The 25,447-nt window shown below is 34.3% G+C and carries 17 protein-coding genes and 1 tRNA gene; 8 read left to right on the top strand and 10 right to left on the bottom strand.

Translation table 11 applies throughout. The features are described from left to right. Positions 1–6: 6 nt before the first annotated feature. The 3 genes from fumC to MJ631_RS03025 form a co-directional block, all read right to left on the bottom strand. The gene (gene fumC, locus MJ631_RS03035) at positions 7–1,395 is read right to left on the bottom strand and encodes a class II fumarate hydratase (protein ID WP_007302656.1); all 1,389 of its coding nucleotides are present in this window, start codon (positions 1,393–1,395) and stop codon (positions 7–9) included. Positions 1,396–1,587: 192 nt separating this feature from the next. Further along, the gene (locus MJ631_RS03030) at positions 1,588–2,994 is read right to left on the bottom strand and encodes an ankyrin repeat domain-containing protein (protein ID WP_214303427.1); all 1,407 of its coding nucleotides are present in this window, start codon (positions 2,992–2,994) and stop codon (positions 1,588–1,590) included. A gap of 214 nt (positions 2,995–3,208) precedes the next feature. Continuing rightward, positions 3,209–6,007 (bottom strand): PD-(D/E)XK nuclease family protein, encoded by a 2,799-nt coding sequence (locus MJ631_RS03025; protein WP_012481761.1) that lies wholly within the window; start codon positions 6,005–6,007, stop codon positions 3,209–3,211. Positions 6,008–6,115: 108 nt separating this feature from the next. Between MJ631_RS03025 and MJ631_RS03020 the strand changes: the two genes are divergently transcribed. The 5 genes from MJ631_RS03020 to MJ631_RS03000 all read left to right on the top strand — a co-directional run bounded on the left by MJ631_RS03020 (position 6,116) and on the right by MJ631_RS03000 (position 14,813). Beyond that, a complete protein-coding gene (locus MJ631_RS03020; protein ID WP_214303428.1) occupies positions 6,116–9,175 on the top strand; it encodes a phosphoribosylformylglycinamidine synthase subunit PurL in 3,060 nt (1,019 codons plus the stop codon). Positions 9,176–10,027: 852 nt separating this feature from the next. Beyond that, a tRNA-Arg gene (locus tag MJ631_RS03015) sits at positions 10,028–10,105 on the top strand. Positions 10,106–10,187: 82 nt separating this feature from the next. After that, positions 10,188–11,306: a molecular chaperone DnaJ gene (gene dnaJ / locus MJ631_RS03010; protein ID WP_214303429.1), complete on the top strand. Its 1,119-nt coding sequence runs from the start codon at positions 10,188–10,190 to the stop codon at positions 11,304–11,306. A gap of 169 nt (positions 11,307–11,475) precedes the next feature. Then, positions 11,476–13,110: a ribonuclease J gene (locus MJ631_RS03005; RefSeq protein ID WP_012481763.1), complete on the top strand. Its 1,635-nt coding sequence runs from the start codon at positions 11,476–11,478 to the stop codon at positions 13,108–13,110. 446 nt (positions 13,111–13,556) lie between these two features. Then, positions 13,557–14,813 carry a Tol-Pal system protein TolB gene (locus MJ631_RS03000; RefSeq protein WP_012481764.1) on the top strand — a complete coding sequence of 419 codons (1,257 nt, stop codon included), beginning with the start codon at positions 13,557–13,559 and terminating at the stop codon, positions 14,811–14,813. 38 nt (positions 14,814–14,851) lie between these two features. Here the strand turns inward: MJ631_RS03000 and gatC are convergent, their stop codons facing one another. Further along, positions 14,852–15,205 carry an Asp-tRNA(Asn)/Glu-tRNA(Gln) amidotransferase subunit GatC gene (gene gatC, locus MJ631_RS02995; protein ID WP_007302647.1) on the bottom strand — a complete coding sequence of 118 codons (354 nt, stop codon included), beginning with the start codon at positions 15,203–15,205 and terminating at the stop codon, positions 14,852–14,854. Beyond that, the gene (locus MJ631_RS02990; RefSeq protein WP_019236386.1) at positions 15,195–16,115 is read right to left on the bottom strand and encodes a ribose-phosphate diphosphokinase; all 921 of its coding nucleotides are present in this window, start codon (positions 16,113–16,115) and stop codon (positions 15,195–15,197) included. The genes gatC and MJ631_RS02990 overlap by 11 nt, the downstream gene beginning before the upstream one ends. Positions 16,116–16,527: 412 nt before the next feature. Between MJ631_RS02990 and MJ631_RS02985 the strand changes: the two genes are divergently transcribed. The 3 genes from MJ631_RS02985 to MJ631_RS02975 all read left to right on the top strand — a co-directional run bounded on the left by MJ631_RS02985 (position 16,528) and on the right by MJ631_RS02975 (position 19,284). After that, on the top strand, positions 16,528–16,725 hold the full coding sequence (locus tag MJ631_RS02985) for a hypothetical protein (protein WP_063630617.1): 198 nt from the start codon (positions 16,528–16,530) through the stop codon (positions 16,723–16,725). Between the two features lie 304 nt (positions 16,726–17,029). Further along, positions 17,030–17,929 carry a DMT family transporter gene (locus MJ631_RS02980; protein WP_214303431.1) on the top strand — a complete coding sequence of 300 codons (900 nt, stop codon included), beginning with the start codon at positions 17,030–17,032 and terminating at the stop codon, positions 17,927–17,929. A gap of 47 nt (positions 17,930–17,976) precedes the next feature. Then, a complete protein-coding gene (locus MJ631_RS02975) occupies positions 17,977–19,284 on the top strand; it encodes a UDP-glucose dehydrogenase family protein (RefSeq protein WP_262986649.1) in 1,308 nt (435 codons plus the stop codon). Between the two features lie 17 nt (positions 19,285–19,301). Here MJ631_RS02975 and MJ631_RS02970 read toward each other — a convergent pair whose 3' ends face one another. The 5 genes from MJ631_RS02970 to MJ631_RS02950 form a co-directional block, all read right to left on the bottom strand. After that, positions 19,302–20,447 carry an MFS transporter gene (locus MJ631_RS02970; RefSeq protein ID WP_341818897.1) on the bottom strand — a complete coding sequence of 382 codons (1,146 nt, stop codon included), beginning with the start codon at positions 20,445–20,447 and terminating at the stop codon, positions 19,302–19,304. A 140-nt stretch (positions 20,448–20,587) separates the two neighbouring features. Beyond that, positions 20,588–21,631, bottom strand: coding sequence for a threonine aldolase family protein (locus MJ631_RS02965; RefSeq protein ID WP_211908064.1), 1,044 nt, complete (start codon positions 21,629–21,631; stop codon positions 20,588–20,590). Next, complete coding sequence (locus MJ631_RS02960; RefSeq protein WP_263858717.1) at positions 21,628–22,677, bottom strand: threonine aldolase family protein; 1,050 nt, start codon at positions 22,675–22,677, stop codon at positions 21,628–21,630. Before MJ631_RS02960 ends, MJ631_RS02965 begins: the two co-directional genes overlap by 4 nt. Position 22,678: 1 nt before the next feature. Beyond that, the gene (locus MJ631_RS02955; RefSeq protein ID WP_263858705.1) at positions 22,679–24,454 is read right to left on the bottom strand and encodes an ABC transporter ATP-binding protein; all 1,776 of its coding nucleotides are present in this window, start codon (positions 24,452–24,454) and stop codon (positions 22,679–22,681) included. Beyond that, entirely contained in the window at positions 24,455–25,444 is a 990-nt protein-coding gene (locus tag MJ631_RS02950; protein WP_262986645.1) for a phytanoyl-CoA dioxygenase family protein, read from the bottom strand. Between the last annotated feature and the right edge of the window lie 3 nt (positions 25,445–25,447).

Genomic DNA, 25,447 nt, shown 5'->3' with positions numbered 1-25,447 from the left:
GGTAGTTTAACCTACCATCTCCTCTGGTTTCACTATCCTTTCAAACTCCTCCTCAGTGAGCAGTTGAAGTTTTGCTGCTGCTTCCTTTAGAGTGATATTTTCTTTATAAGCAAGCTTCGCTATTTTTGCTGCATTGTCATATCCTATATGCGTATTTAATATAGTAACTAGCATTAACGACTGATTTAGTAAATCCTTTATTCTTTCTTCGTTTGCTTTAATATCAACTACGCATTTCTCTGCAAAATTTAAACTTGTATCAGCTAAAAGTCTTATAGACTGCAAAACATTGTAAATTATCACCGGCTTAAACACGTTCAATTCAAAGTGACCATTTGAGCCACCAATTGTCACGGCAACATGATTTCCCATAACTTGAGCACATACCATAGTCACTGCTTCGCATTGAGTTGGATTCACCTTACCCGGCATGATTGAAGAGCCAGGCTCATTTTCTGGTAACATTATTTCTCCAATCCCGCATCTTGGACCAGAACCAAGTAGCCTTATATCATTTGCAATTTTCATCAAGCTTACTGCTACTGTATTGAGTGCTCCACTGAGCTCAACTAAAGCATCATTTGCTGCTAGTGCTTCAAACTTATTTTTTGCTGAAATAAATGGAAAATTAGTGATTTTTGCCACTTCTTTAGCAAAATCCTCAGCAAAACCCTTTTTAGTATTGATTCCCGTGCCAACCGCGGTACCACCTTGTGCAAGTTCATATACATTGCTTAGAGTTGACTTTACTCTCTCTATTCCCTTTTTAATCTGAACTGCATAGCCAGAAAATTCCTGCCCAAGTGTTAGAGGAGTTGCATCTTGCAGATGAGTACGCCCTACTTTTATTATATCTTTAAATTCATGAACCTTATTATTTAGCGCTTTATATAATTCTTCAAGATTGGGAATAAGCAAGCGGTTTATTTGCTCTGCTACTGCTATATGCATTGCTGTTGGAAAAGTGTCATTTGATGACTGACCACAGTTTACATGATCATTTGGATGCACTGGAGACTTACTACCTAAATCACCGCCCAAAATTTCTATTGCACGATTGCTGATCACTTCATTCACATTCATATTGGTCTGCGTTCCAGAACCGGTTTGCCAAACAACAAGCGGAAATTGATTATTAAATTTACCGTCTATTACCTCCTGTGCCGCTGTGCAGATTGCATCCCCTACTCTATTATCTATGCTACCCTGTTTCATGTTAACACGTGCTGCTGCAAGTTTTACTATTGCTAGCGCTTTAATCAGGGGCTCTGGCATTTTCTCTGTACCAATTTTGAAATTTTCCAAAGAACGCTGAGTCTGAGCTCCCCAGTAACGTTCACTTGGTACTTTTACTTCTCCTAAGCTATCTGATTCTATCCTAATTTTTTTATCCATATTTCCTCCTTCTAGTGCTTGACGTTACCTACATATATGAATTAATTAAATCAAATTGTATTTCAGTGTCAAGTTGAGACATTTTTAGTGAAGACCTTAGAAAATTTTCAAGCCATATCTTTTGCTTCTATTATTTTTTTATTGTTATTAAGGCAATCATGCAACCTTAAGCAATAAACCTACTTTCACTCTCTATAAGGCTATTCTACTTAGAGCTTGAATAGTGAAAACATCTTTAAGCGCAGAAGCTATACCTTTGTTTGCTTTCTCTTTTTTTACTTCTACAATCATATAACCCAACATTGCACCTAACGCTAGACTAACGGTCGCTGATGCTGCACAAACTGTAATCACTGCTCCCGCAGAACATGATATTGTCATACCTGCAACATAACCTACTATACCACTAACACCAATGCAGACGTATTTCTTCCGTAGCTCTTTTTGTATATGACTTTTCAGATATTCTTTTACATCTAAATGCCCGTTTCTAGTAGCATAATTCAGAGCAGTGTTTTCATAGCCATCTTTCACATTAACATTTGCTTTTGCTGTTTCTATCAGGTACTTTACTACCTCTAAATAGCCACTTCCAGCAGCCCACATTAGAGCAGTTCTTCCATAGTGATCTGTTGAATTAATATCTTCTTTCTGTTTTTCTATCAGGTATCTTACTGTTTCTAATTGACCATTTTTGGCAGCTGAAAATAATCCTGCATGATTGTTAATCATTTGTGCAAATGATAATGTTTTTAGTTTAGGGGGTTGTAACTCTTGAGTATTAAAGTTTAATTGTGCTGGAACAATTTCTACTTCAAGCTCTACATGTTCTCTTGTGAAACGATCAAGTAGCCTTTTTACCTGATCAATTGTTTGAATTCTTACCTTATAATACCACGATAAAGAATTGATTATTTCCCTGTTGTTAAGAAAAAATATCACTAATTCTATTTTACCTGTTAAATCTTTAGCATAGATTGAGTATTCTATATTTAATCTATCTTGTGCAATATTTCGTATTGTCTCACTCTCTGTCCAAATTCTTACCTGTTCATTAATTCTCTTACTTACAAGAAAATTATATAATTCACTATCTTCTTCCTTCATTTTATTGAGCTCATCCTTACAGTCATACCAATAAGATGATAACTCTGGTATACAAGTAGGAAGAGGCAAGCGAGGTATTGACATATCAAGATTAGCTATTAAATGATATCTAGTTAGAAGCTTTGCTATCTCCGTATGGCCATTTACAATAGCATATGTTAGGGCAGAGAATTGACCTTGACGTTTCACATTTAAATCAGCTCCATTTGCTATTAGAAGTTGTACTACCTCAAGATGACCATGGGCAGCAGCATGAATTAGAGCAGTTATGTTTCCCGGAGATTCTGCATTAACATTTGCTCCCTCTTCTATCAAGTATTGTAATATCTCTAGTTGACCATTGTCAGCAGCCCATATTAAAGCAGTTCTCCCATAATCATCATCTATTGTATTAATAATTGCTCCACCCTGTATAGCTTGCTGAACAAAATCTAGCTGTCCTTTTTTAGCAGCATCAATTAGCTGCGCATTTAGCTGTTTTTGTGATGGCATATACCCCTCTAAAATAAATATACAATTTAAAGCTATTTTAGCCACTATTCAAGTTTTAATGGCTAAAATTGATTGAATCACTTTTTAGTGTTTTTTTATGGTTGTTTGAGTCTAGCAAAGATGAGTCTATATCACAATCTAGTAATTCTCCTACTGCACTTAGTAAACCAGCTGTACAACCAGCTATTTTGATCTGGATGAGAGGAGATATAATTTATAACCACTCCCCTATCCTTTCTAGTTGTTTGTAGATGTTAAATCTCAGGAATTTATCAAAATAAGGAGAGGCAATGAAGGGAGTAGTATCTCTTAAATAATTAGATAAGAAATCTGGTAGAATATTCTGAAATTCATGCATTTTTTGTCTATAATCTTTCAAAGCAATAACCTTTATTTTATCATAATCAAGTTTCCAATAAGCAAGCTCCGAGACTTCTTTTTTTGTTGTGTATTCCACTGCTAAAGCTTGTAAAATTAATTGCGGGAAAAATCCTGACATAACTTCCTCATTGGAAGGTGGTGAACCAAGTTTATAGTCTATAATTGCTACTTGCCCACCTGGTAGATACTCAACTCTATCACATCTTGCTGTCAATAAAATTTCTTCTGTCATTCGAGTATCTGACCAGCTCTTATTACACAATTGTCTGGTGTGTTCATTTGCAATCAAATTTTTTGGATCCAAGTAGTCAAGCACTGGGATGACACCCTTATTCTTAGTGGAAGTTGTACAGCATCCGCGCAGTTGTGTGTCACGCGCTGGAATATGAAATATCGGATAGGAAAAGCTCTTCTCCAACTCAACTTGATTGTTTCCAGTCCTATCAAGCTCAACAAAAGATTGAATTATCCTCTGCAACCTTACCCACCACATATTTGAAAAGTGGAATCGATTAGACGAGAATATTTCTCGTGCAATATTCATCAGCGACTTTTCGTTGCGTAAATATCTTGCAAGAATATTGTGTACCATAGTGCCAAACTCCAATATCGATGGCTTAAAATTTAAGTCTTTCAACTGTCTAAGGTTCAGTATGTATTCAACATAAAATGAATAAGGGTTACGAATCAGTTTTTCTACCGCACTGCAAGACATCACTTGCATTTTTGCTTGCCTCACTTCAGTTTTAGGTTTTGGCATAGGCTGAGTACATGGAACAATGCACTCAGGTGTATTTAATATTCTTAGCCAATTGCGATAAGGATATTTTGGTTCTTGTAACAGAACTTCCAAACGGCGCAATAGAATTGATTTTCTATCACTCACTAGCCTCGTAATATAAACCTTGCCGGCACCAAATAAATTGCGCAAAGTATACAAAAAGTACCCTTGCTCTTCTTGCACAGAAGGAAGGTTAAATTTTTCTCTATTCAGTGCACTCAAAAACGGATTCTGAAAATTTGGTATATCATTAAATCCAGCAAGTACTACAACCTTATTGTGATATAAGCTGAATTTATCTAAGTTATTTTCTGGAGAAAAAAACTTCCTTTTTAAAAATAATATCAGGATTTGGCTATATAACTCTAAGGAGCATTTTATTGCTACATCTTCACATGCATTTAAGAAATCACGAGTAAAATTACCTATTTCACCATTTAGCTCTAAAAAATTGATATTAGAAAGGACATTAACACACTGCAAATGAGCTGATGCCACATCAAAAATGGGATAATTTACAAGATACAGTAAAGGATTAAATATAATCTTTAACTTACTGATAATAATTAATATATCTTCTTTATGTCTTAGCTTTTTACAAGTATTAATAGCGTTAATAATATCCTTAAGACCATTTGTATTAAAGCTACGCAATACTTCTATCTCAAACTCAGATAAAATACGAGTGTACTCTTCTTGAGCGTAACCAAAAGTCACTAGCCTATGTTTAAGAAGAGAAAGCAATGCCACACCGTTCCATTTTGAGTTCAAAATCTCAATACTATAAAGCAGAAGCGTCACATAAGAATAGTTTTCCGATATGGTACACGCCATACGATCTGCAAGTAATTTATCAAAGACAAACAAAGAAGCGTTTTCATAACCTTCATTCTTTATAATTAGTGACGTCACTTGTGCTTCTTCCTCCCTTGAATCACAAGTGATGACTTCAATATTTTCAATTGATCCGCCACCAACTTCACTTAGATCAGCAGTTGTATCGAAGATATAATCAAGATATTCCTCAGGACTTCCTGTTATCCCAGCCCTTTCTTCTGTCATCCCAGTGCTTGACACTGGGATGACACCAGAACACGCTTCTGACAGAAAACTAACATCCCTTCTATCCACTTTTAAATAATCGAGTAAATCTTTCAGGCAATGTTGATAGTGTTTTTTATCAAGTGATTTCCAATCTTTTTCGTTCATTTTCAAATTCAGGTTAGGTAGAATTATCTTTCCAAATGGCAGGTCATATATAGCCTTAATCAATAACTTGTAGATTTCACCCTTTCCAATTCCAATAAAGATCATATGCTGATCTTTCTGCAGGAAGTTTATCATATTGTTTATGTAGTCATTCTTATGCTTTAGTATATCTATTACTCCCAAACCTTTTAAAGTTTTACTCCAAGTTTTGATAAGTAAATTTATGAAATTCGCTACTTTTTTTGAGTGCTCATCAAGTTGATAATCACCCTCTATTTGGGTATATTGAAGCAATGACGGCAAACTGTAAACCAGATCGATTGGAAAATTATCATTGTTTTTTTTATTCCACTCCAATATAAATTGAATGAGTAGCAGTGTTCTTTTTGTTGGGTTGATAACTTTAACTCTATCAAGATTTAATATTAAATCTTCTTCATCAATGTTTTCTAGTGAAACTATCTCTGGCAAAATTATAGTTCTGTAATTCTTGAATGCACTCAGCAATGCTATAACATCCCTCTTGCAGGGAAGTATGATCTTTATCTCGGGAATTTTTTCTCTTTCATATTCAGAAAATATGTGCTGAACCAGCACATCAAAAAGGGACTCATTCACATTAACAGTAAAAACTCTTCCCACTAACAGTAACAATTAATACAACACTTTTATTGTATAGAAATTATTTAAAATATAAATGTGCTCGCAGTTTCTTATGCTATGATATATTAAAGTCTTTCACAATATTACATGGCAAACATCAGAATAGAAGTTTTTAATAAATGTGAACAAGTTAGCCGCAGAAGGGTAGTTAATGTTTACTTGATTTACATAAGCAAAGAATTACCATCAAAATTACATGAAGAAATTTGTGGGCTATTTTATAATAAAGCCATACAAGACTGCCGTTATTATTCCTACAATGAAAACCTTGAAGAAGTTCAATATAACTTCATAGAATCACAAGCAAAGTGGGGCTTGGAGATAAGCTTTTTACCTGGCATGACCGATAACGTAGGAAACACGGCAAAACAAATTGTTAGAGAATATCTAATGAGCAAACGCCACATTGATGAAAGTGTTTCTATCAAGGCAAGAAGTTCAAAATTGATTCTAAGTCAAGGAGGTTTTCCAACCGAAGATGACATAAAACAGGAATTCAATCCTATTACTGAATATTGCACACTTTTCCATAAAGAAAACGGCAATTGCCATTGGAAGTATTACAGTAAACAAAATACCCCAGTTGGTGTCATTACAGCGCGTGACCAGGAAAAAAAAGAATGGATTCCAGTGTCAAGCACTGGGATGACACCAGGTAATAATGGAGCAAAATCTGTCAAACTCAATGTAAGTGACCAAGAGCTTGAAAAAATCAGCAGAGATGGAATCGATGGTAATGGCACTTTAGGGCTCTCGCTGGCAGCAATAAAAGCTATAAAGGATTACTTTAAAAAACTCGGTAGAAATCCATATGATATTGAACTTGAGTCTCTGGCACAGACTTGGTCTGAACATTGTAAACACAATATTTTTTGCTCCCCTATTGATGAAATAAAAGATGGTCTATATGCTCATTATATTAAGCGTGCAACGCGTGAGATAAATTCTAACATATGCGTGTCAGTTTTCTCCGACAACGCAGGAGGAATAATTTTTGATGACGATTACTTGATTGTAGATAAAGTTGAAACTCACAATAGTCCTTCAGCTCTCGATCCGTTCGGTGGAGCAATGACTGGAGTGCTTGGAGTTAATCGAGATATAGTCGGTTTTGGCAAAGGTGCAGAACCTATCATGAATACTTATTACTTTTGCTTTGCCAAAGAATCAAAAGGCAAACTTTATAGAGATAAAGAGCGTACTGATGAGATCTTACCACCAAAATATATAATGAAAGAAGTGATTCACGGTGTTAATGTTGCTGGTAATTGCTCCGGTATTCCAACGCAACTTGGATCGGTATACTTTGACGATAGATTCTGTGGAAAGCCATTAGTTTTTGTTGGAAGCATCGGAATTATTCCACGGAATATAAATAATGCACCTTCACACATAAAAGAACCCAAAAACGGTGATAAAATCGTAATTATTGGTGGAAGAGTTGGAAGGGACGGAATTCACGGTGCAACTTTTTCTTCAGAGGCATTGTCGGGAAACAGCCCTTCAACAATTGTGCAAATTGGTGATCCTATAACACAAAAAAAATTATCCAACGCCGTCGTAAAAGCAAGAGATCTTGGTCTTTATAATGCAATAACGGATAATGGAGCAGGCGGTCTATCATCGTCCATTGGTGAAATGGGAAAAGACGGATTTGAAGTTGATTTGAGCAAGGTTCTCCTTAAAAACGATGGTATGGCTCCGTGGGAAATATGGATATCAGAATCACAAGAGAGAATGACCTTAGCAGTGCCAGAAGAAAATCTTCCTGCGTTTAAGCAAATCATGAAAACACATGATGTGGAGGTCTGTGTAATTGGAGAATTCAACAAAAGTGGCAAAGCCGTTGTTAAATGTCCCCCAGGAGAAGTAATAATGGACATCGAAACTGAATTTCTGCATGACGGTAATCCCAAAGTGCATTTACAGACGAAACCGTGGTCTAAGGAGTCTGCTGTATCCTTTCCTGTCATCCCAGTGCTTGACACTGGGATCCAGCAGGTAAAGCCTGCAAACATTTTACGCCAAAACCCATACGATGGTAGAGCTGAGCGTGAAATGGATTCCAGTCTCAGCTACTTGCATGACACCTTTGAACTAAAAGAAATGCTAAGCAGACCAAACATACGCAGCAAAGAGTTTATAGTGGTGCAATATGACCATGAGGTTCAAGGATCGTCAATACTGAAACCACTGCAAGGCAAGGGAAGAGTGTGCAGCGAAGCTGTTGTCTCGAGGCCAGTCCTTTCTTCAAACAAAGGTGTTGTAAAATCGCAGGGATTTGGCTCAAGTTATGGAGAAATTGACACTTATCACATGGCAGCATGTGCGATTGACACTGCCATACGCAACTACGTAGCTGCAGGAGGAAATATAAATCATCTAGCGTTGCTCGATAATTTTTGCTGGTGTGATGCTTATAATCCAGAAAGATTGTGGCAACTAAAGAGAGCTGCAGAGGCTTGTTACGACTTTGCAACTGCATTTAAAACACCATTCATATCCGGAAAAGACAGTATGTTCAATGACTTCAAGGGATATGATGAAAATGGCGAGAAAGTGATGATATCTGCACCACCTTCACTACTCATTTCAGCAATTGGAATTATAGACAATATTGAAAATGCGGTATCGCTTGATGTGAAAATGCCAGGGGACTTGATATATGTGCTTGGTACAACCCACGATGAGCTTGGTAGATCTGAATATCAGTTATATAGTGGAATAGATAATAACAACGTGCCAAAAGTTAATGCAAAGAGCGCTAGGAAGTTGTATGAACGTTACAACCAGGCAATAAAAGATGGCATAATTGTCTCTGCAATTGCACCAAACTTAGGCGGCTTAATTATTGCTTTGGCAAAATCGCTAATTGCAGGAGACCTTGGTGCTGAAATTGATCTTTCACTAGTACCAATAGGAAAAACACAAAATACAGACATAATAAACAAGATAATAATGTTTTCTGAATCGCAAAGTAGAATATTAGTAACCATTGCCCCGCAAAATCAGCGGAAGTTTGAAGAATTGTTTAAAGGTATAGTTTTTTCATGTATTGGAAAAGTGACAGAGGAGAAAGCTCTCAATATAAAGGATATTATAAGAATAGATTTGAAAGACTTAGGTACTAGTTTAAATAACTTTTGATTACGCTAGACAAATTTTTCATTATGTGTAATGTCTGATTAAAATAAATGCATATTATTAAATTTGGGTAGGTGATTATGTCCATTTTATCAATACTCTTGCTTATCAGTCTTTCTTTACTTAACACTTCAAATAAATTAATGATATGTGCTGCCTTATTTGTGGGAGCTACTTTAGTTGTAAACTCAATGGTTGAGTTTTATGGTAGAAGCAAAGCTACTTACAGCTTAATAGTGTGTACAGTGATATGCTGTCTTTTTAAATTGCAAAATTTTAGTTTTATGATACTGGTTCTATATACTCCAATTTTAATCTCTCTTCTCTCAAGCATAGTTGTTTTTGAAGAATTAAAGTCGAAATTGAATTTTCATATGGCAAATTTCATCACTTTAATTATAGCATCGGTCATTGATAGTACGATTATTTGTGTTGGACTACTATACAAAATTTCTGCAGGTAAATGCTTATCAATATATATTAAAGATTTAATTTTCAAGTTTTCCTATGCATCGATATTGAGTATCTGCTTGTTTGTAGGAATGTATTTATTCTCCTTGGCAAGCAAGAAGTATTTTAAGGTTTCTGCATAACCCGTCTTCTGATATAGCCAAAATAGTTTAGATTTAACTATAACCGTCATTCCGCTATTTGTTAGCAGCTTGGCAGTATAATGTGAAAAGCTCTTATTCGGATAGCGGTTCTAAAATCAAAGTAATTGGAAACTGTTAACTTAAGTTATCCTTTAAGAGAGCTAGTACAATTTTTTACAGGTTTCATACATGATAAGAGTTTTATTTTTAGCTAAACCAATTGAAATAAGCTATAAAATCTGTTAAAGTCAGCTTTGTGCAAGCACCCTTAGCTCAGTTGGATTAGAGCATTTGACTACGGATCAAAAGGTCGGGCGTTCAAGTCGCTCAGGGTGCACCATATTTTATAGGAAATAGAGGTCATACTTGAAATTCATATATGTAATACCTATCTTTAAAGGTAAAATACTGAGCTATTATATATGAACAAAAAAGACTACTATGATCTGCTAGAAGTGAGCAGAAATGCTAGTACTGACGAGATAAAAAAAGCATATAAAAAACTAGCATTAAAATATCATCCTGACAGAAATCCTGGTAATAAGGAAGCAGAGGAAAAATTTAAAGAAGTAACAGCTGCATATGAAGTTCTATCTGACTCTGAAAAAAGAGCAGGTTATGATCGTTATGGTCACGATGGTGCTTCCGGTGGATTTGATTTCAGCCAAGCTGGAGGGGATTTTAGTGATATATTTAACGATTTTTTTGGTGGAGGATTCGGCGGCAGTACAAGTAGGTCAAGAACAAAAAGAAATACAACAGGAGTATCTGGAGCAGATCTGCGCTACGACCTTAAAATTACCTTGGAAGATGCATTTAAAGGAATACAAGCACCTATACATTATGTGACAAATATAAAATGTAATACATGCCAAGGCACAGGTAGCGAAGGAGCAATCAAACCAGTTCAGTGCAACACATGCCAGGGAAGCGGTAGAATTAGAACTCAACAGGGCTTTTTTACCATTGAAAGAACGTGTACTACATGCTATGGGGAAGGAGAAATAATACAAAATAAATGTAAGAAATGCGGTGGAAGTGGACGTAAAAGAGATGAAGTAAATATCTCCGTTTCAATTCCAAAAGGCATAGAAGAAGGAGCTAAGGTAAGGGTCAGTGGTAAAGGAGAAGCTGGAGCAAGAGGTGGAAAAAGCGGAGATTTATACGTATGTGTGAAAATAGCTACTCATCAGATCTTCACTCGCAATAGAGCAGATTTACACTGTAAAGTGCCTATAAGAATGACACTAGCAGTACTTGGTGGTGAAATCGATATTCAATCAATTGATGGAGCTAAAATAAAAGTAAAGGTCCCTGAAGGCACTCAAACTGGTACCAAACTACGTTGTAGGGAAAAGGGTATGCCATATATGAACTCACATGCTCGTGGTGATTTATACGTACAGGTAATAGTTGAGACTTTAAATCCAAAGAATTTAACCCAAAAGCAGATTGAGCTATTAAAAGCGCTTGAGGAAGAGGAACATGAAAGTGTAGAGCAGAAATCTGAAGGATTCTTTGGAAAAGTAAAAAAAAAATGAGAAATTTGCTAAATGATATAAAGAGGTAGCTGTCTACACTTAATTCTTTTTACCAATTTGAAAGCCTTCTCTTTTAGTGAAAAGATTTTTTTAAGTTATGCAAAAGTGATAAATTCCTTTATTTAAGGTCGAAGTTTTGCTATCCTCGCATTTTAATAATTTAAAATTAATGAACATAAACAAAAATGAGTTTTTATTTCTTCCTCTTGGAGGAGTAGGAAGAATTGGGATGAACGTTAGCCTATATCATTATCAAGGCAAGTGGATTATGATCGACCTTGGTATCGGTTTTGCAGATGAAACTATGCCAGGTGTTGAGCTACTCATTGCTGATGTAGATTTTATTGCTCAAAGAAAAAAAGATTTGCTTGGAATAATAATTACACATGCACATGAAGATCACTGTGGTGCAGTGCCTCATCTGTGGGAAGATTTGCAATGTCCCATATATACAACAAAGTTTACAGTTAATTTTCTCAAGGAGAAACTAAAGGAGTTTCGATTGGAAGGTGTGGTACCTGTGAAAGAGGTAGACATAAATGGCAGCATAAATTTGGGTCCTTTTACCGTTGAGTTTATAAATGTAACTCACTCAATTCCTGAGGCAAATTCAATATTAATTAGCACTGAAGCAGGTAGTGCACTTCATACTGGGGACTGGAAATTTGATCCAAAACCTGTTGTTGGATTAATTTCTAATATAGAGCGTTTAAAAGAAATTGGCGATAAAGGTGATCTACTTGCAGCAATTTGTGATTCAACAAACATACTGAGCAAACACGACCCTGAATCAGAAAGTGAAATTTATGATAATATTTACAATATAATAAAGCGGTCTAAAAAATTGGTTGCTGTCTCGCTATTTGCCTCGAATGTGGCGCGAATTGAAACAATAAGCCAAGCTGCAAAAGCACTAAATAGAAAAGTGGTTTTACTTGGCAGATCTTTATGGAGAATAGTGAAAGTTGCTCAGGATAGTGGTTATTTAACTGATTCTCCTGAGTTTCTAGAAGCAAAGGAGGCAGTAAATTTTCCAAGGGAAAAGCTGGTGCTACTTTGCACAGGTTGTCAAGGTGAGCCACTGGCAGCTACCGCAAGACTTGCCTCTAAGAGTCATCAAGCATTTAAAATGCAGCAAGGTGATACCATGATCTTTTCATCAAAAATCATTCCTGGCAATGAAACTCGTGCACATAACACGCTCAATGCCTTTATTGAGATGGGAGTGGAAGTTATTACTGAAAAAACAGAGAATGTTCATGCTTCCGGGCATCCAGTAAAAGCAGAGCTAAGGGAAATGTATTCTTTGATAAAACCTAAGATGTCTATTCCGGTTCATGGTGAGTATATTCATACGGATGCACATGTAAAGTTTGCTAAAGAGTGCGGTGTGAAAAAAGCAATAATGATTGCACCAGGTGATATTGTTAATTTGGAAAATGGGGAAAAAGTTAGCTCCATTGATGTCGACTACTTTGGTATTGATGGTATGTTACTCCGTCATCCAGAATGCAGCGTTATAAAAATGCGTGAGAGAATGAGAGATGCCGGAGCTATCGTAGTGACAGCAGTTGTAAACAAGAAAAATAAACTGCTTGCTAAGCCAAAAGTATTTGCACCTGGTGTTTTCGAAGCGCAAAAAGATGCAGCCATTATGCAAAAGATCATAAAGAAGGTTGAGTCAGCATTTGACTCACAGCCGATAAAAAAAATAAGAAATAAGATTGAAAGTTCAATATTTAGTATCTTAAAGGAATATTTACTAAAAAGACCTATAATTGAAGTCCAAATAGAACAGGTATAGAAATATACCTCTTTTTATTAACCATTATTTGAGTAAGAAGTTAACAATGTATTCTTTGATGTTATTTCAGCATGCAATACTGGAATCCGTAAAAAAAAATCAGTGTCAGATCACACAACTATACAAACATTGTGATTTGAATCTACCAGAAGGGTGCCATCTCAACGCCCAGGCAAACATTGTAGTTTTAGAGCAATCTCCACCAGTAGAGTGTCATCCCAGTGCTCTGACACTGGAATCCAGTTTTTCATGCAACCTTGTCAAAGACGTTTATTTTAGAATAAAACAGCTACTTTTATGCTTGCCACCTCAGTGCACTTACTTGCAGTCAAATTTCTGGATTCCAGTGTCAAGTACTGCAGAAATTGATTTACTCTACTGTCATGCAGTTTAACTTCAAAAGTAAGCTATTTGCTGAGATGAAAGGAGGTAATGCAAGAAATCTAATGAAGCTATTCGTTCAACTGGTGTTATTTATTTCGTTATTTATTCCTTATTCCACAAAAGCTGTTTTATATGTTGATATAAAAAAAAGCAATATTGGTAATATTGATCTTGTTGTATCTAAATGTGCATGCAAGACAGAAGTGGAAAATGAGCTAAGTGAAAGCATCACAAAAGTAATTGAAACAAATCTATCTAATTGTGGCTTATTTAATGTGAAACGTGACGCGAAAGTTGAGTCTTGGAAAAGCGATACTGTAGTCACAATAAGTTTAAGTGAAGTATCAAACAGAAATTTAGAGCTATCTTTTCGTTTATCTGACAGCTTTACAAACAGAGAATTGCTTACTCAGTCGGTTGTTTTTCTAGCAAAAGACTGGAGGAAAATTAGTCATCTTGTTTCAGATCTGATACATGATAGATTGATTGGTGAGAAAGGGCATTTCAATACAAAAATTACATATATCGCTGAAGAAAAAGATAGCAATTACAAATCCGTCCGTAAAATTGCTGTGATGAATCAAGATGGAAGTAATATAAAGTACTTAACAAATGGTGAGAAATTTGTGTCAACACCAAGATTTTCACCAAATGGAAAGGGTATTGTTTATATATCATACACAAATGGTAAAAGTTATATAATATTAAAAAATTTAAAAGATAACACTGAATCAATAATCAGCGCATTTGAAGGAGTTATTTCTGCACCAAGATTTTCTCCTGATGGTAAATCTCTTTTTATTTCCCACTCATTGAGTGGTGAAACAAATATATTATCTCTAGACTTAAGCAGTAAACGAACAAAAAAAATTACTAAAGGTTCAGCTATAAGTACTTCTCCCTCTTTGTCTCCAGATCAAAAGTACATGGTTTTTAGTTCTGATATAAGTGGAAGTCAGCAACTATATATCATAGATTTCACTAAAAAAAGCAAAAAACCCAAGAGAATTAGTTTTGGAAATGGAAGATATGCTACACCTGTTTGGTCGCCAAAAGGAGATCTGATAGCTTTTACAAAAATTCAGTCAGGAAAATTTTACATAGGAGTTATGAAGCCAGATGGCAAAGAAGAGCGCTTGCTTTCAGAGGGACATAAAATTGAATCTCCGGCATGGCTACCAAATGGCAGAGAAATTATCTTTACTAACGCAGAATCACCAAGCAACTCTAAATTATATTTAGTAGATTTAGTAAAGAAAAATCAAAAAATGGTTTTTACTCCAACGAATGCTTCTTTACCAGATTGGTCTTATTTTTGAAAGTAGATCTATAAAATCGGTATAAATCTTGCTTTATCTTAATCGTTTATAACCTTCGGTACTACGAAATACCCATGCTCTGATTTTGTATTGGATAATATTTCTTCTTTAATGTTTTGAGAATTTATAATATCATCGCGTACATGAATATCCTTATCTATAGTTCCATAACGCATAGGAGAAACACCTTCAGTATTAACTTTCAACAAAGTATCATGTATCCAATCCAGCATTGTCAGTTCTTTTGAGTAGTATTGAATCTCATCATCGGATAACTTAATCCTCACAAGCTGTGCAGTTTTAAGCATTTCTTCCTTAGTAATTGTTATTTTTCTCTTATTTGCAAATTCTATTAACGAAGTGATAACATCTTCTGTTGATCTAGCTGGCACTTTTACCTCCTTGCATAAAGCAAATTAAAATATTTGCAATTGAAACAACCTCTATCTTATCATTTTTTTCAAATTTGTGAAATACGGTGTCCGTAATTACTAATTTATCCAGAGAAGAGGAAGAGATTTTCTCAACTGCATTTCCTGAAAGTATTCCATGTGTAATGCACGAAACTACAGACTTTGCTCCTCGATTTTTTAAAGCAAGAGCTGCATTACATAATGTTCCGCCAGAGTCAACTATATCATCAACAATGACGCAATTTTTGTTTGCAACTTCTCCGATTACATTCATTACCTCAGATGTACCTGCTTTTTCTCTATATTTATCTACTACAACAATATCATTATCCAACTTGTGTTTTTCCTCTAAAATCTTTGCAAAAGCACGAGCTCTGCCAATTGCTCCAACATCAGGCGCAACTATTGCCAAGTTTTCCTTGTATATAGAGTTAACAAATACTTCAAAACAGCTTAGATTAGTAACTGGTATATCAAAAAAACCTTCAATTTGACTTGAATGCAAATCAATAGCAGCAACACTGTTTGCACCAGCTATTTGAATAAGATTTGCAGTTAATTTAGCACTTAAAGCAGATTGCATATTATTGTTTTTAATAACCCTATCCTGCCTACTGTATCCGTAATAAGGAATAATAGCTGTTATTCTCTTGGCTCCAGATCTCTTTGCTGCATCAATTGTAAGCAGAAGCTCCATAAGGTTATCATTTACAGGGGAAGAAAGAGATTGTACTATATATACTTCTTGATTACGTAGATCATTTGCTACTTCTACATTTACCTCACCATCGGCAAATCTTGACACCTGATTGGGGAATAGCTGAGCATTTAGCCCACTTGCTATTGAATCTCCTAATCGTTTACTAGCGCTACCTATTATTACCTTCATATATACCAATTAAGTTTTGAAAATTATACAGAAACCATGGAACGATTAAAACTTTATTCTTGCCGCCAAGTGGATCATAGAAACGAAAAAGTTACTCGAAACATTTCACCAGCTTTCTTATCATGATATGTATAACAATGTTACAAAAAATAATATCATAGAATTCAATAGGATAATTCCTAGAAAACCCCTACATACTAAAAAAAGCAAAATGCTGTTAAAATGAGCTTAAGAATAAATAGCAAACATCTAACATAACAATTCTATTTGTAAATCAGGTGAGACTTATCCTATAGAAAGCTTTCGAACTACGCAAGCGTATCTTTTGCCTTTAGTATTTCTTTAAACCTGCTGCAAAAGAGTGGGAATGGTTATAAAATAGGGAGGTATAGCAAGAGAATAGAGAGGGAAGATGAGCTTAAACTACCATAATCTAAAAGAACATCCGAGAAATTTTCGAGATGTAACAGGTTTGAAAATAGAAGAATTCGAAAAGATTGTAGAAAAAGTGCGCCCAGAGTGGGAAAAAGTTCAAGAACAGAAGAAATGCCATGGAAGAACGTCAAGATTGCCTGTATTGGAAGATAAAATACTCTGTATAATTCTATAGACCTGCTGCAAAAGAGGAGATATTTAAAGAGAGATGTAGCAAGAGGGAATGAGCTTAAATTATCAAATCAACGTTATTCTACTTTACCTCACTAGCATTTTCCTTACCTTGAGCCTTACTATTACTCACAAATATAAACGTTCGTTACATAGCTCTTAATATGTCTAAAGAGACGAAATTTCCCGAATTATTTATAATGAACCCTTACGATCACATTCTGGGGACGTACATCAGAAAACTTTTATATTATTAGTTTTGTAGTAAAATTATATGAGTACATCGTATCTATTAAATCAGAAGCTTTATGGATTACAGATTGAGAGCTTATTTGTTTGGGGTTATCTGGTTTATACTTAGCTTACTTAGTAGTGTAGCTAATGATACTATATCAAAATATCTAAGTTTACATCTTCAGAGTTTTGAAATAATTTTTTTCCGCTTTCTGTTTACCACTATTACCCTTGTACCTTTTATGTTTTACTATGGAATAGAAACTTTTAAAACAAGTCAAATATCTACTCAAATAACCAGGGGTGGGTTGTTGTTTTGTGGAATGACCTTATGGACTTACGGGTTGACTGTTTTCCCCATAGTAACTGCAACGATTATAAGTTTTTCTATACCATTATTTGTTATACTTCTTGCAATCCCTTTGCTAAACGAAAATATAATTTGGCAAAGATGGATAGTAACTGTTATTGGCTTTGTTGGTATTGCTATTACTACCAAAGCTCATAGTGAAGATTTTAATCCTAAAATTCTTATTTTTATTGTATCTGCATTAATCTTTGCTATATTAGACATACTTAATAAGAAACTTGTAATAAAAGAGTCAGTAATAAGTATGTTATTTTATTCAGCTCTAACGACAACTATTTTTTCTACTCCACCTTTGTTATTTTATTGGCATATGCCTTCCTTGTTGGAGTTAGTATTACTGCTGATTTTAGGAATAAGTTCAAACCTAATTCTGTTCTTCATGTTAAAAGCTTTTGCTCTTACTGATGCTACTGCACTTGCACCGTATAGATACATAGAGCTAATAATTTCTGCAATAGTAACATACGTTATATTTAATGAATTACCTGATAAAAGTGCTTTATATGGTACTTTGATATTAATACCATCAACCTTATTTATAGCTTATTCGGAAGGTAAGGCAATTAAGAAAAATAATGTAACAACAAAAGTTTATAATTGTTAATGGTATTTATTTTAGATGCTAAGCTATATTTTTAAGGTGATAATAAAATGCACATAACTATTATAGGAGTAGGGTATGTAGGCTTAGTATCTGGTACAATGTTATCGGAGCAGGGCCATAAAGTTGATTGCATTGACATAAATACTGAGAAGATTGAACTTTTGAAATCAGGGAAAATTCCCTTATATGAACCTGGATTAGCAGATTATTTAGAGAATAATATAAAGTCACAAAGGATAAGATTTTTCGATTCGTATTTTCAAATAAATCCCAATACAGAAGTAGTATTTATAACTGTAGATACTCCATCAGACTCCCTAGGAAATGCAAATTTAAAGAATGTATATAATGCAGTAAGTGAAGTTTCTGAGAGAGTTAATCAAGATTGCTTAATAGTGATAAAGTCAACTGTTCCTCCTGGTACTGCAGAAAATATACATAATTATTTATCTAATAAGGGCTATAACTTTGATTTAGGAGTTAATCCAGAGTTTCTCAAGCAAGGCTCTGCAGTATCAGATTTTTTATACCCAGATAGGATAATAATAGGAGTAAAAACTAAGCTAGCTAGGGCAAAACTAGAAGTTATATATAGATCATTTATAGATAAGAATATTCCGTTAATAGTCACTGATACAGTTACTGCTGAAATGATTAAATATGCTTCTAATGCTTTTCTAGCAACAAAGGTTGCTTTTATCAATGAGATGGCAGGTTTATGTGAGCTATTAGGAGCAGACATTGACCTTTTAGCTAACAGTATGGGAATGGACCATAGAATAGGTAAGGAATTTCTCAAAGCTGGTCCAGGGTTTGGAGGATCATGTTTTCCTAAGGATTTGTCAGCTTTATTAAGGCTTGCTGAAGACTACAATGTTAAGCTACAAATTTTAAATTCAGTTAAAGAATCTAACTATAATCATATAACGAACATTGCTAAAAAGGTAGAATATGTATTAAATGGAGTCCAAAATAAAAAAATAGCAATATGGGGGCTAACTTTTAAGTCTGGTACTGATGATGTAAGAAATAGCCCAGCTATAGATATTGCACAATTGTTAGTGAATAACAAGGCTAAAATTACTGCATATGACCCAATGGGGATGGATAATGCTAGGCAAGTTCTAAAGGATATAGAATACGCGGACAATGCTATAGGGGCTGCAAGGGACGCGGAAGCCTTGTTATTGTTAACGGAGTGGAAAGAATTTAAAAATCAAGATTTTGCAAGTTTAAAGAGTATTATGGCTGCACCTAATGTTTTTGATTTCCGTAATTTATTAGATAGCGAGCTATTACTAAGATATGGTTACCATGTTTATTCCTTGGGTAAAAAATCTATCTACAAAGTTTAACTGTTGAGAAATTTTTTTTACACCGCTTTACTTAGTTTTTTTAGATCTTTGCTTGATAGTATGGAAAAGCAAACGAGTGCAACAACAGAGCAAATGGAAAAAAATGAAAACATAATACTGTTACCACAGTGCTTAACAAGTACTCCTAAGAGCACGCATGAAAATATTGAACTTGCAATATACCCAAATAATCCTGTTAAGCTTACAATTGCACATACATTATTTTGTGGAGCAATTTCTACAGCTATAACACCTGTCAGTACTTGCACTCCAAATATAAAGAATCCTGATAAGATTGCACCAAGGTTCATAAGAATTATGTTTTGACCAAAGTTCATTGCAATAAAAGTGAGTGCTATACCCAACATATAAAGTGATGCCAGCAAGCTTCTATTTTGAAAGAAGTACATATCACTAATTCTTCCTGTTATTAAAGTTCCAAGGATTCCACCTAAATCATATACGCCTGTTATTAGTGAGGATTGTACAAGAGAAATTTGTAATTTATTCTTTAAAATTATAGGAAACCAAAAAAAGATTCCCATTTTTATAATATAAGCACAAAAAGTAGCACAACATAGAAACCATATGGAACTTGTTACCTTGATACCTATTTGAGATTTCTGCACCTTATAATAGGTAGTAAAGTTGGCACTTTCTTTGTAATATGCTTTTAATATTGTATAAATTCCAAAAAGTAAGCATAAGAGACCAGAGTACAAAAATGCACTTTTTGCATCATATATTTTAATTATACTTGGTAATACAATTAAAGTAATACAAGAACCAAGTTGCTGAGATGAGCTCATAACTCCCCATGATGATGCAATTGAAGAGATGCTAGAGTTTGTAACCATAAACTTGGTAATAGCTGGCCAACCTAACCCTTGTGTCCAAGCTAATAATATTAATGTTAACAGTAATAAAGTTAGATTATTATATGATGAAGTTATACCAATGGTTAATAATCCAGTTGCAATATTGCATAGCCCAAACATAAATAATGGATTATTTTTGGAGTCCATGATTATTCCATTAACAAATTTTGATACTCCATAAAAAAAAGAAAAGCAGGCAAAAAAATAGCTTAATTTTACATGGTCAGTATCTATTAACAGTGGTAGAGCAATTGGTATACTTTGTCTTGATAAATAAAGCAGCATATATCCACAGAAGAATAGTAAATATTGAAAGAAGACAAAGTTCACACCTATTCCCAAATAGCTCTATGCAGATGCTAGCATAATACTATATTGGTATAATATTGTTTGACAAGAAGTTTGCAAACAATTAGTGCAGAAAATTACTTACTTAGTATCTTTCTTATAGCAGATACAGTAGTATTAATATCTTCATAGCTTATATCTCTATGTGTTATAGCTCTGATTTTACCTTTGATGTTAGCCATTCTAATTCCATAATTTGTCATTAGTACGTTTATTAATTCTTGAGTAGATATACAATTAGTATGTAATGAAAAATACGCTATATTAGTTTTATACAGGTCGATATCAATTATAACTTGATCTATAGAGCCTAGGCCTTCTATAAGGTGCTGCATTTTTTTATGATCTTCTTCTAAAGAATTTACATTATTATGTAGAGCATATAAACATGCAGCTGAAATAATGCCAGCTTGGTGCATACCTCCGCCAATTTGAAACTTATAGTACCAAGCTTTTTCAATAAAATCTTCACTTCCAAGCAATATTGCGCCCATTGGAGCACCTAATCCTTTACTAAAATCAATAAATATCGAATCAAAATAACTTGCATACTCTTTTGGAGATATTTTAGTATGAGCACAAGCGTTGAACAGTCTTGCTCCATCTAAATGAGTGAATACGTCATTCTCTTTGCAGAGACTTGAGATCTCTTGAATATATTCTAAAGGCCACACAGCTCCACCACCAAAATTTGTCGTTTGTTCGATAGAAACAAGCCCAACTCTCGGAATATTTCTTAAACTAGGACGAGTAATAAACTCAACAATTTGTTCTCCAGTAAATATTCCTCTCGTACCTTTGATGGGCAAAGGAGTGGCATGTGCCTGGGCTGCGATCAAGCCAGATTGTACTATGAGTGGATGTGAAGTTTCATCAAGCAGCAAGTAATCACCAGGTCTTTGAATGTGTACTTTATAAGCAATTACATTGGACATCGTTCCTGAAATCAAAAAGATTCCTGCAGGTTTACCTAATATTTTACATGCGGTTGCCACTAATTCGTTTACAGTTGGATCTTCACATGCAGCTTCGTTTCCAACTTTTGCTTTAGCCATCGCTTCCCTCATTTTAGCTGAAGGGTCAGTGTTTGAATCGCTAAAGAAATCTATTTTTATTCTCATATTAAATTTAACACAACCTCCTTTATAATTTCAGCAGCTTTCATGATTTCTGTTTCCTTTGTGCCAAGATGGGTAACTGCTCTTATATGAGACTCGAGCCAAGGAAAAAGCAATAAACCATAAGCTTGGCACTTACTCAAGAAAACCTCATTAGTTACATTTAGTGCTTTTATACTGAAGCTTACTATATTAGTTTCTGGATAAGGTAGTACCAGTTTTATGTGTGGAATTTCTTTAATCTTATCTGCAAACAATTTAGCGAGCTTATTATCTTCTTTAAGCCTAGAGATATTATTCTGTAGTACGTATTTTGCTGCATTAGCACAATACCCTATCTGATGATAACCACTACCTAGCCAAACCTGTAGCTTTTTAGCCCTTTCAATTATCTCTCTTTTACCCATAAGCATTGAACCAAAAGGAGCGCCAAGTCCTTTAGTAAAAGAAAAGCTCATTGTATCCACATATTTAGCATAATCTGCTAAAGCAATATTTGTTTCGATATGAGCATTAAATATTCTTGCACCGTCTAAATGAAGATTTACATTGTGAGCTTTTAAAAAGTGATATAACTCGACTTGTTTTTCAAAAGGATAAATTTTACCATTAAACCCGTTTATACTATTTTCTATAGAAACAAGACTCACCTGAGCAAAAATTTTATACCTCGGCTTAGAATTAATAGCATATTCTACTTCATCAACATCTAAGATTCCGCTATTATTTCTAATACAATTAAATACGATATTATTTACTTTTGCATTGCCTGCGCTATCGAAAAAATTAACGTGATAATTATAATGAGTTATTAGTTCATCACCAGGACTTGTTTGACTGGCAATGGCTAATCTATTTGCAAGCATACCGCTGGTTGCAAATAATGCTTCTTCTACTTTGAATAATTGTTTGCAATATTCTGATAAGTCATTACAGCTTTTGTCTTCACCATAAGCAAAATCTCCAACAGTTGCATTACTTATTGCATGTATAACGTTGGAGCTCTGCAGAGTTGTAGTGTCACTTCTCAGATCAATAATTTTTTCCATCTTATTTTTTGCCATTCAAACAACCAATTTGAGCATTCCAAAGTTCCTTGTAAAGACCTTGCTTAGAAACTAATTCAGCGTGTTTACCATCTTGGACAATTTTTCCTTTGTTAAATACTAGAATTCGGTCCATGTGTAAAAGTGTAGAAATACGGTGTGCTATAGTAATCGTAGTTTTATTTTTCATCAATTTGAATAAACTCATTTGAATTGTTTTTTCTGTTATAGAATCTAACTGACTAGTTGGTTCATCGAGAAATAATATTGGAGCGTTTTTTAAAAATGCCCTGGCTATTATTATTCTTTGTCTTTCTCCTCCAGATAGCTTGATGCCTTTTTCTCCGACTGTAGTTCCATATTGATCTGGTAGAGTCATAATGAAATCGTGAATACCAGCCAGCTTTGCAGCTCTCATTATTTCTTTGATAGTAGATTGAAGTCTACCATATATGATGTTTGCTAAAATAGTATCATGAAATAACAATGGGTCTTGAGGTATTACAGATATTTGTTGCCTCAAAGAACTCTGTGTAACTTCTGATACTATTTGATTATCAATCTGTATATTACCTTTTTTAACATCAAATAGCCTTAGAATTAAGTTTATAAAAGTAGATTTACCACCTCCAGAATAACCAACTAGACCTACCTTTTCGCAAGGATTAATGGTAACTGAGAAATCTTGAAATAATGGCTCCTGACCTTCATAAGAAAAAGAAACATTGTTAAACGTTATTCTTCCACTTAATAAATTTAATTCTTTAGCATTTTCCTTATCTTGAATTTCTGGTACAGTAGTCAAGATTGGCAATGCATCTGAAACTTTGCCGAAATGAGTAGAAAATTGGGTAAGATTCCTAGTTAGATGGTTAAGAAACTCTATAATCGATATATTAATTCCAAGTACAAGAGCAATATCTCCTATTGCAATTTTGTTCAATTGATAGTCATAAATTAAAAAGTACAAGTTTACTGCTTGGAGTATATCAAATGAATAGCCATATATAAACCAAAGACAAAAGTATGCCCATTGTAATTTTCTCTCTGCAATAGTTCTTTTCTTGCATATTTGAAAAAATTTGTGTCTCTCATGTGCTTGCTGAGAAAATAGCCTTACTGATATAACATTTAAAATACTATCTGCTATACTAGCTATTACTTGTGAATTTTGTTTAGAGTAATTATCAGCTAGTTCAGTAAGTACACGAAAGCTGAAAATCGATACTAAAATAAAAATGCTTACCCAAGTGAATGTGGCGATTGCAAATTTTATGTTTACTAATGATAAGGTATAAATAGCTAAGACTAATGCTATGCTGTAACCGAAAAAACAATCTATAAGCAATCTTATTAACTCTATCACACTATCCATTAAGTTACTGGCCTTATGTACTAAACTTCCGGATAAATTGTTCTGATAATAGGAATGGTCTTGTTGGAGTAGCCTACAAAAAGACATATCAGCTATTTTTTGACGCATTAAGGTAAACATTCGAATGTCAACAAAATAGCCATAGAATCTAAAAGCAGTAGTGATAAGTAATGCCATACCAAGATAAGCGCTTACAGGTAATAAAAGATTTTCAATTACATTACCTTCCTGATATTTTACAGCTGTATCTAGAATATTTTTTACTAAATACTTTCTAAAAGACAAATCAACAGCTACCACCAGAGCAACTAAAGACATTATAAGTACATTAAGCTTGAATTTAGATACTATATTCAAGATGAACATCAATACACATTTGAAGCTATCAACTCTACTTCTGTTCATTTACAATGCTAGCTCCACTACGTTGACTTTTTTATTGAGAAATACAAGTAGTGAAAACCATAAATTTTTGTATATTTTTCCTGAGATGTCTCCAGCATCATGTAGTGCTGATGCTTGATTTAGAATAAGCAGCTTATATAAATCTCGCTTAGCCTCAGTAGTGTCGATCTCAGAAATATTTGTAGTTGTGTCTGTAATAAAGGCTAACCAGCTCTTGATAAGTTCTTCCATGTTTTTTGCTTTTACACTTTCCTGGTAGCCAAACAATGACAAGCATTCTCTCAGTATAGATTCTGTTAACTCACCACAATTGAGTATACCAAAAACTGAAGGCTGAGGTTTTGGCACATAGGGAAGGTCTTGATCTTTTATAATCCACCTTGTTACATAAGCAAATCTATCTTTAGCATCTGTATTCTTATCACTACCATGCCATAACCGTGAATCAAAAACTATCGCATCTCCTGCTGAAATAGGTAGTGACTTAATTTTGTAATTTTCTCGGTTGTTTGAGTACTGATCAAAAAAATATGGGTACCAAAAATCAACTAAAGGCTGTATTTCCCATTTATGACTGTTTTCTATAATTTGTAGTGCACCTGAAGTTTCACTTACATTATTCAAAGCTAACCAAACGGAAAAGTGGTAAGGATCATTGAAACTATAGGAGATGTCTTGGTGAAAGGGAACTGCATCTATTAAATCAGCAGTTTTACATATAACATTTGATTTTTTCTGCAGTATCTGACACTGAAGTGACTTTTCAAGGTAATTTTTAATAATTTTATCTAATGCTTGAGATATAATTCTAGTTACTTGAGATAACATGCCCCATCTGCCGGTACAGTTTAAGTAGTCAGAAGTTGAAACACTTATTTCTTGGGATAGCTTTGATATCTTATTTGTTATATCACTTAAAGACTGAATTATTAGCTCTAAAGGAACCAGATTTTTGATAATAAAAAAACCATTTTTTTGTAATGTTTCCATGTG

Origin of the sequence: Wolbachia endosymbiont of Oryzaephilus surinamensis (assembly GCF_025617515.1) — a bacterium.
In the GTDB taxonomy this organism is placed as follows: Bacteria; Pseudomonadota; Alphaproteobacteria; order Rickettsiales; family Anaplasmataceae; genus Wolbachia.
Note: the sequence above shows the minus strand (reverse complement) of the source record. Positions and strands in the feature narration are given on the sequence as shown.

Excerpts from the sequence above, each read along its gene's own strand:
- fumC (WP_007302656.1), bottom strand. The coding sequence starts at position 1,395 with ATGGATAAAAAAATTAGGATAGAATCAGATAGCTTAGGAGAAGTAAAA.
- MJ631_RS03030 (WP_214303427.1), bottom strand. The coding sequence starts at position 2,994 with ATGCCATCACAAAAACAGCTAAATGCGCAGCTAATTGATGCTGCTAAA.
- MJ631_RS03020 (WP_214303428.1), top strand. The coding sequence starts at position 6,116 with ATGGCAAACATCAGAATAGAAGTTTTTAATAAATGTGAACAAGTTAGC.
- dnaJ (WP_214303429.1), top strand. The coding sequence starts at position 10,188 with ATGAACAAAAAAGACTACTATGATCTGCTAGAAGTGAGCAGAAATGCT.
- MJ631_RS03005 (WP_012481763.1), top strand. The coding sequence starts at position 11,476 with ATGAACATAAACAAAAATGAGTTTTTATTTCTTCCTCTTGGAGGAGTA.
- MJ631_RS03000 (WP_012481764.1), top strand. The coding sequence starts at position 13,557 with ATGAAGCTATTCGTTCAACTGGTGTTATTTATTTCGTTATTTATTCCT.
- MJ631_RS02990 (WP_019236386.1), bottom strand. The coding sequence starts at position 16,115 with ATGAAGGTAATAATAGGTAGCGCTAGTAAACGATTAGGAGATTCAATA.
- MJ631_RS02985 (WP_063630617.1), top strand. The coding sequence starts at position 16,528 with ATGAGCTTAAACTACCATAATCTAAAAGAACATCCGAGAAATTTTCGA.
- MJ631_RS02980 (WP_214303431.1), top strand. The coding sequence starts at position 17,030 with ATGGATTACAGATTGAGAGCTTATTTGTTTGGGGTTATCTGGTTTATA.
- MJ631_RS02975 (WP_262986649.1), top strand. The coding sequence starts at position 17,977 with ATGCACATAACTATTATAGGAGTAGGGTATGTAGGCTTAGTATCTGGT.
- MJ631_RS02970 (WP_341818897.1), bottom strand. The coding sequence starts at position 20,447 with ATGCTGCTTTATTTATCAAGACAAAGTATACCAATTGCTCTACCACTG.
- MJ631_RS02965 (WP_211908064.1), bottom strand. The coding sequence starts at position 21,631 with ATGAGAATAAAAATAGATTTCTTTAGCGATTCAAACACTGACCCTTCA.
- MJ631_RS02960 (WP_263858717.1), bottom strand. The coding sequence starts at position 22,677 with ATGGAAAAAATTATTGATCTGAGAAGTGACACTACAACTCTGCAGAGC.
- MJ631_RS02955 (WP_263858705.1), bottom strand. The coding sequence starts at position 24,454 with ATGAACAGAAGTAGAGTTGATAGCTTCAAATGTGTATTGATGTTCATC.
- MJ631_RS02950 (WP_262986645.1), bottom strand. The coding sequence starts at position 25,444 with ATGGAAACATTACAAAAAAATGGTTTTTTTATTATCAAAAATCTGGTT.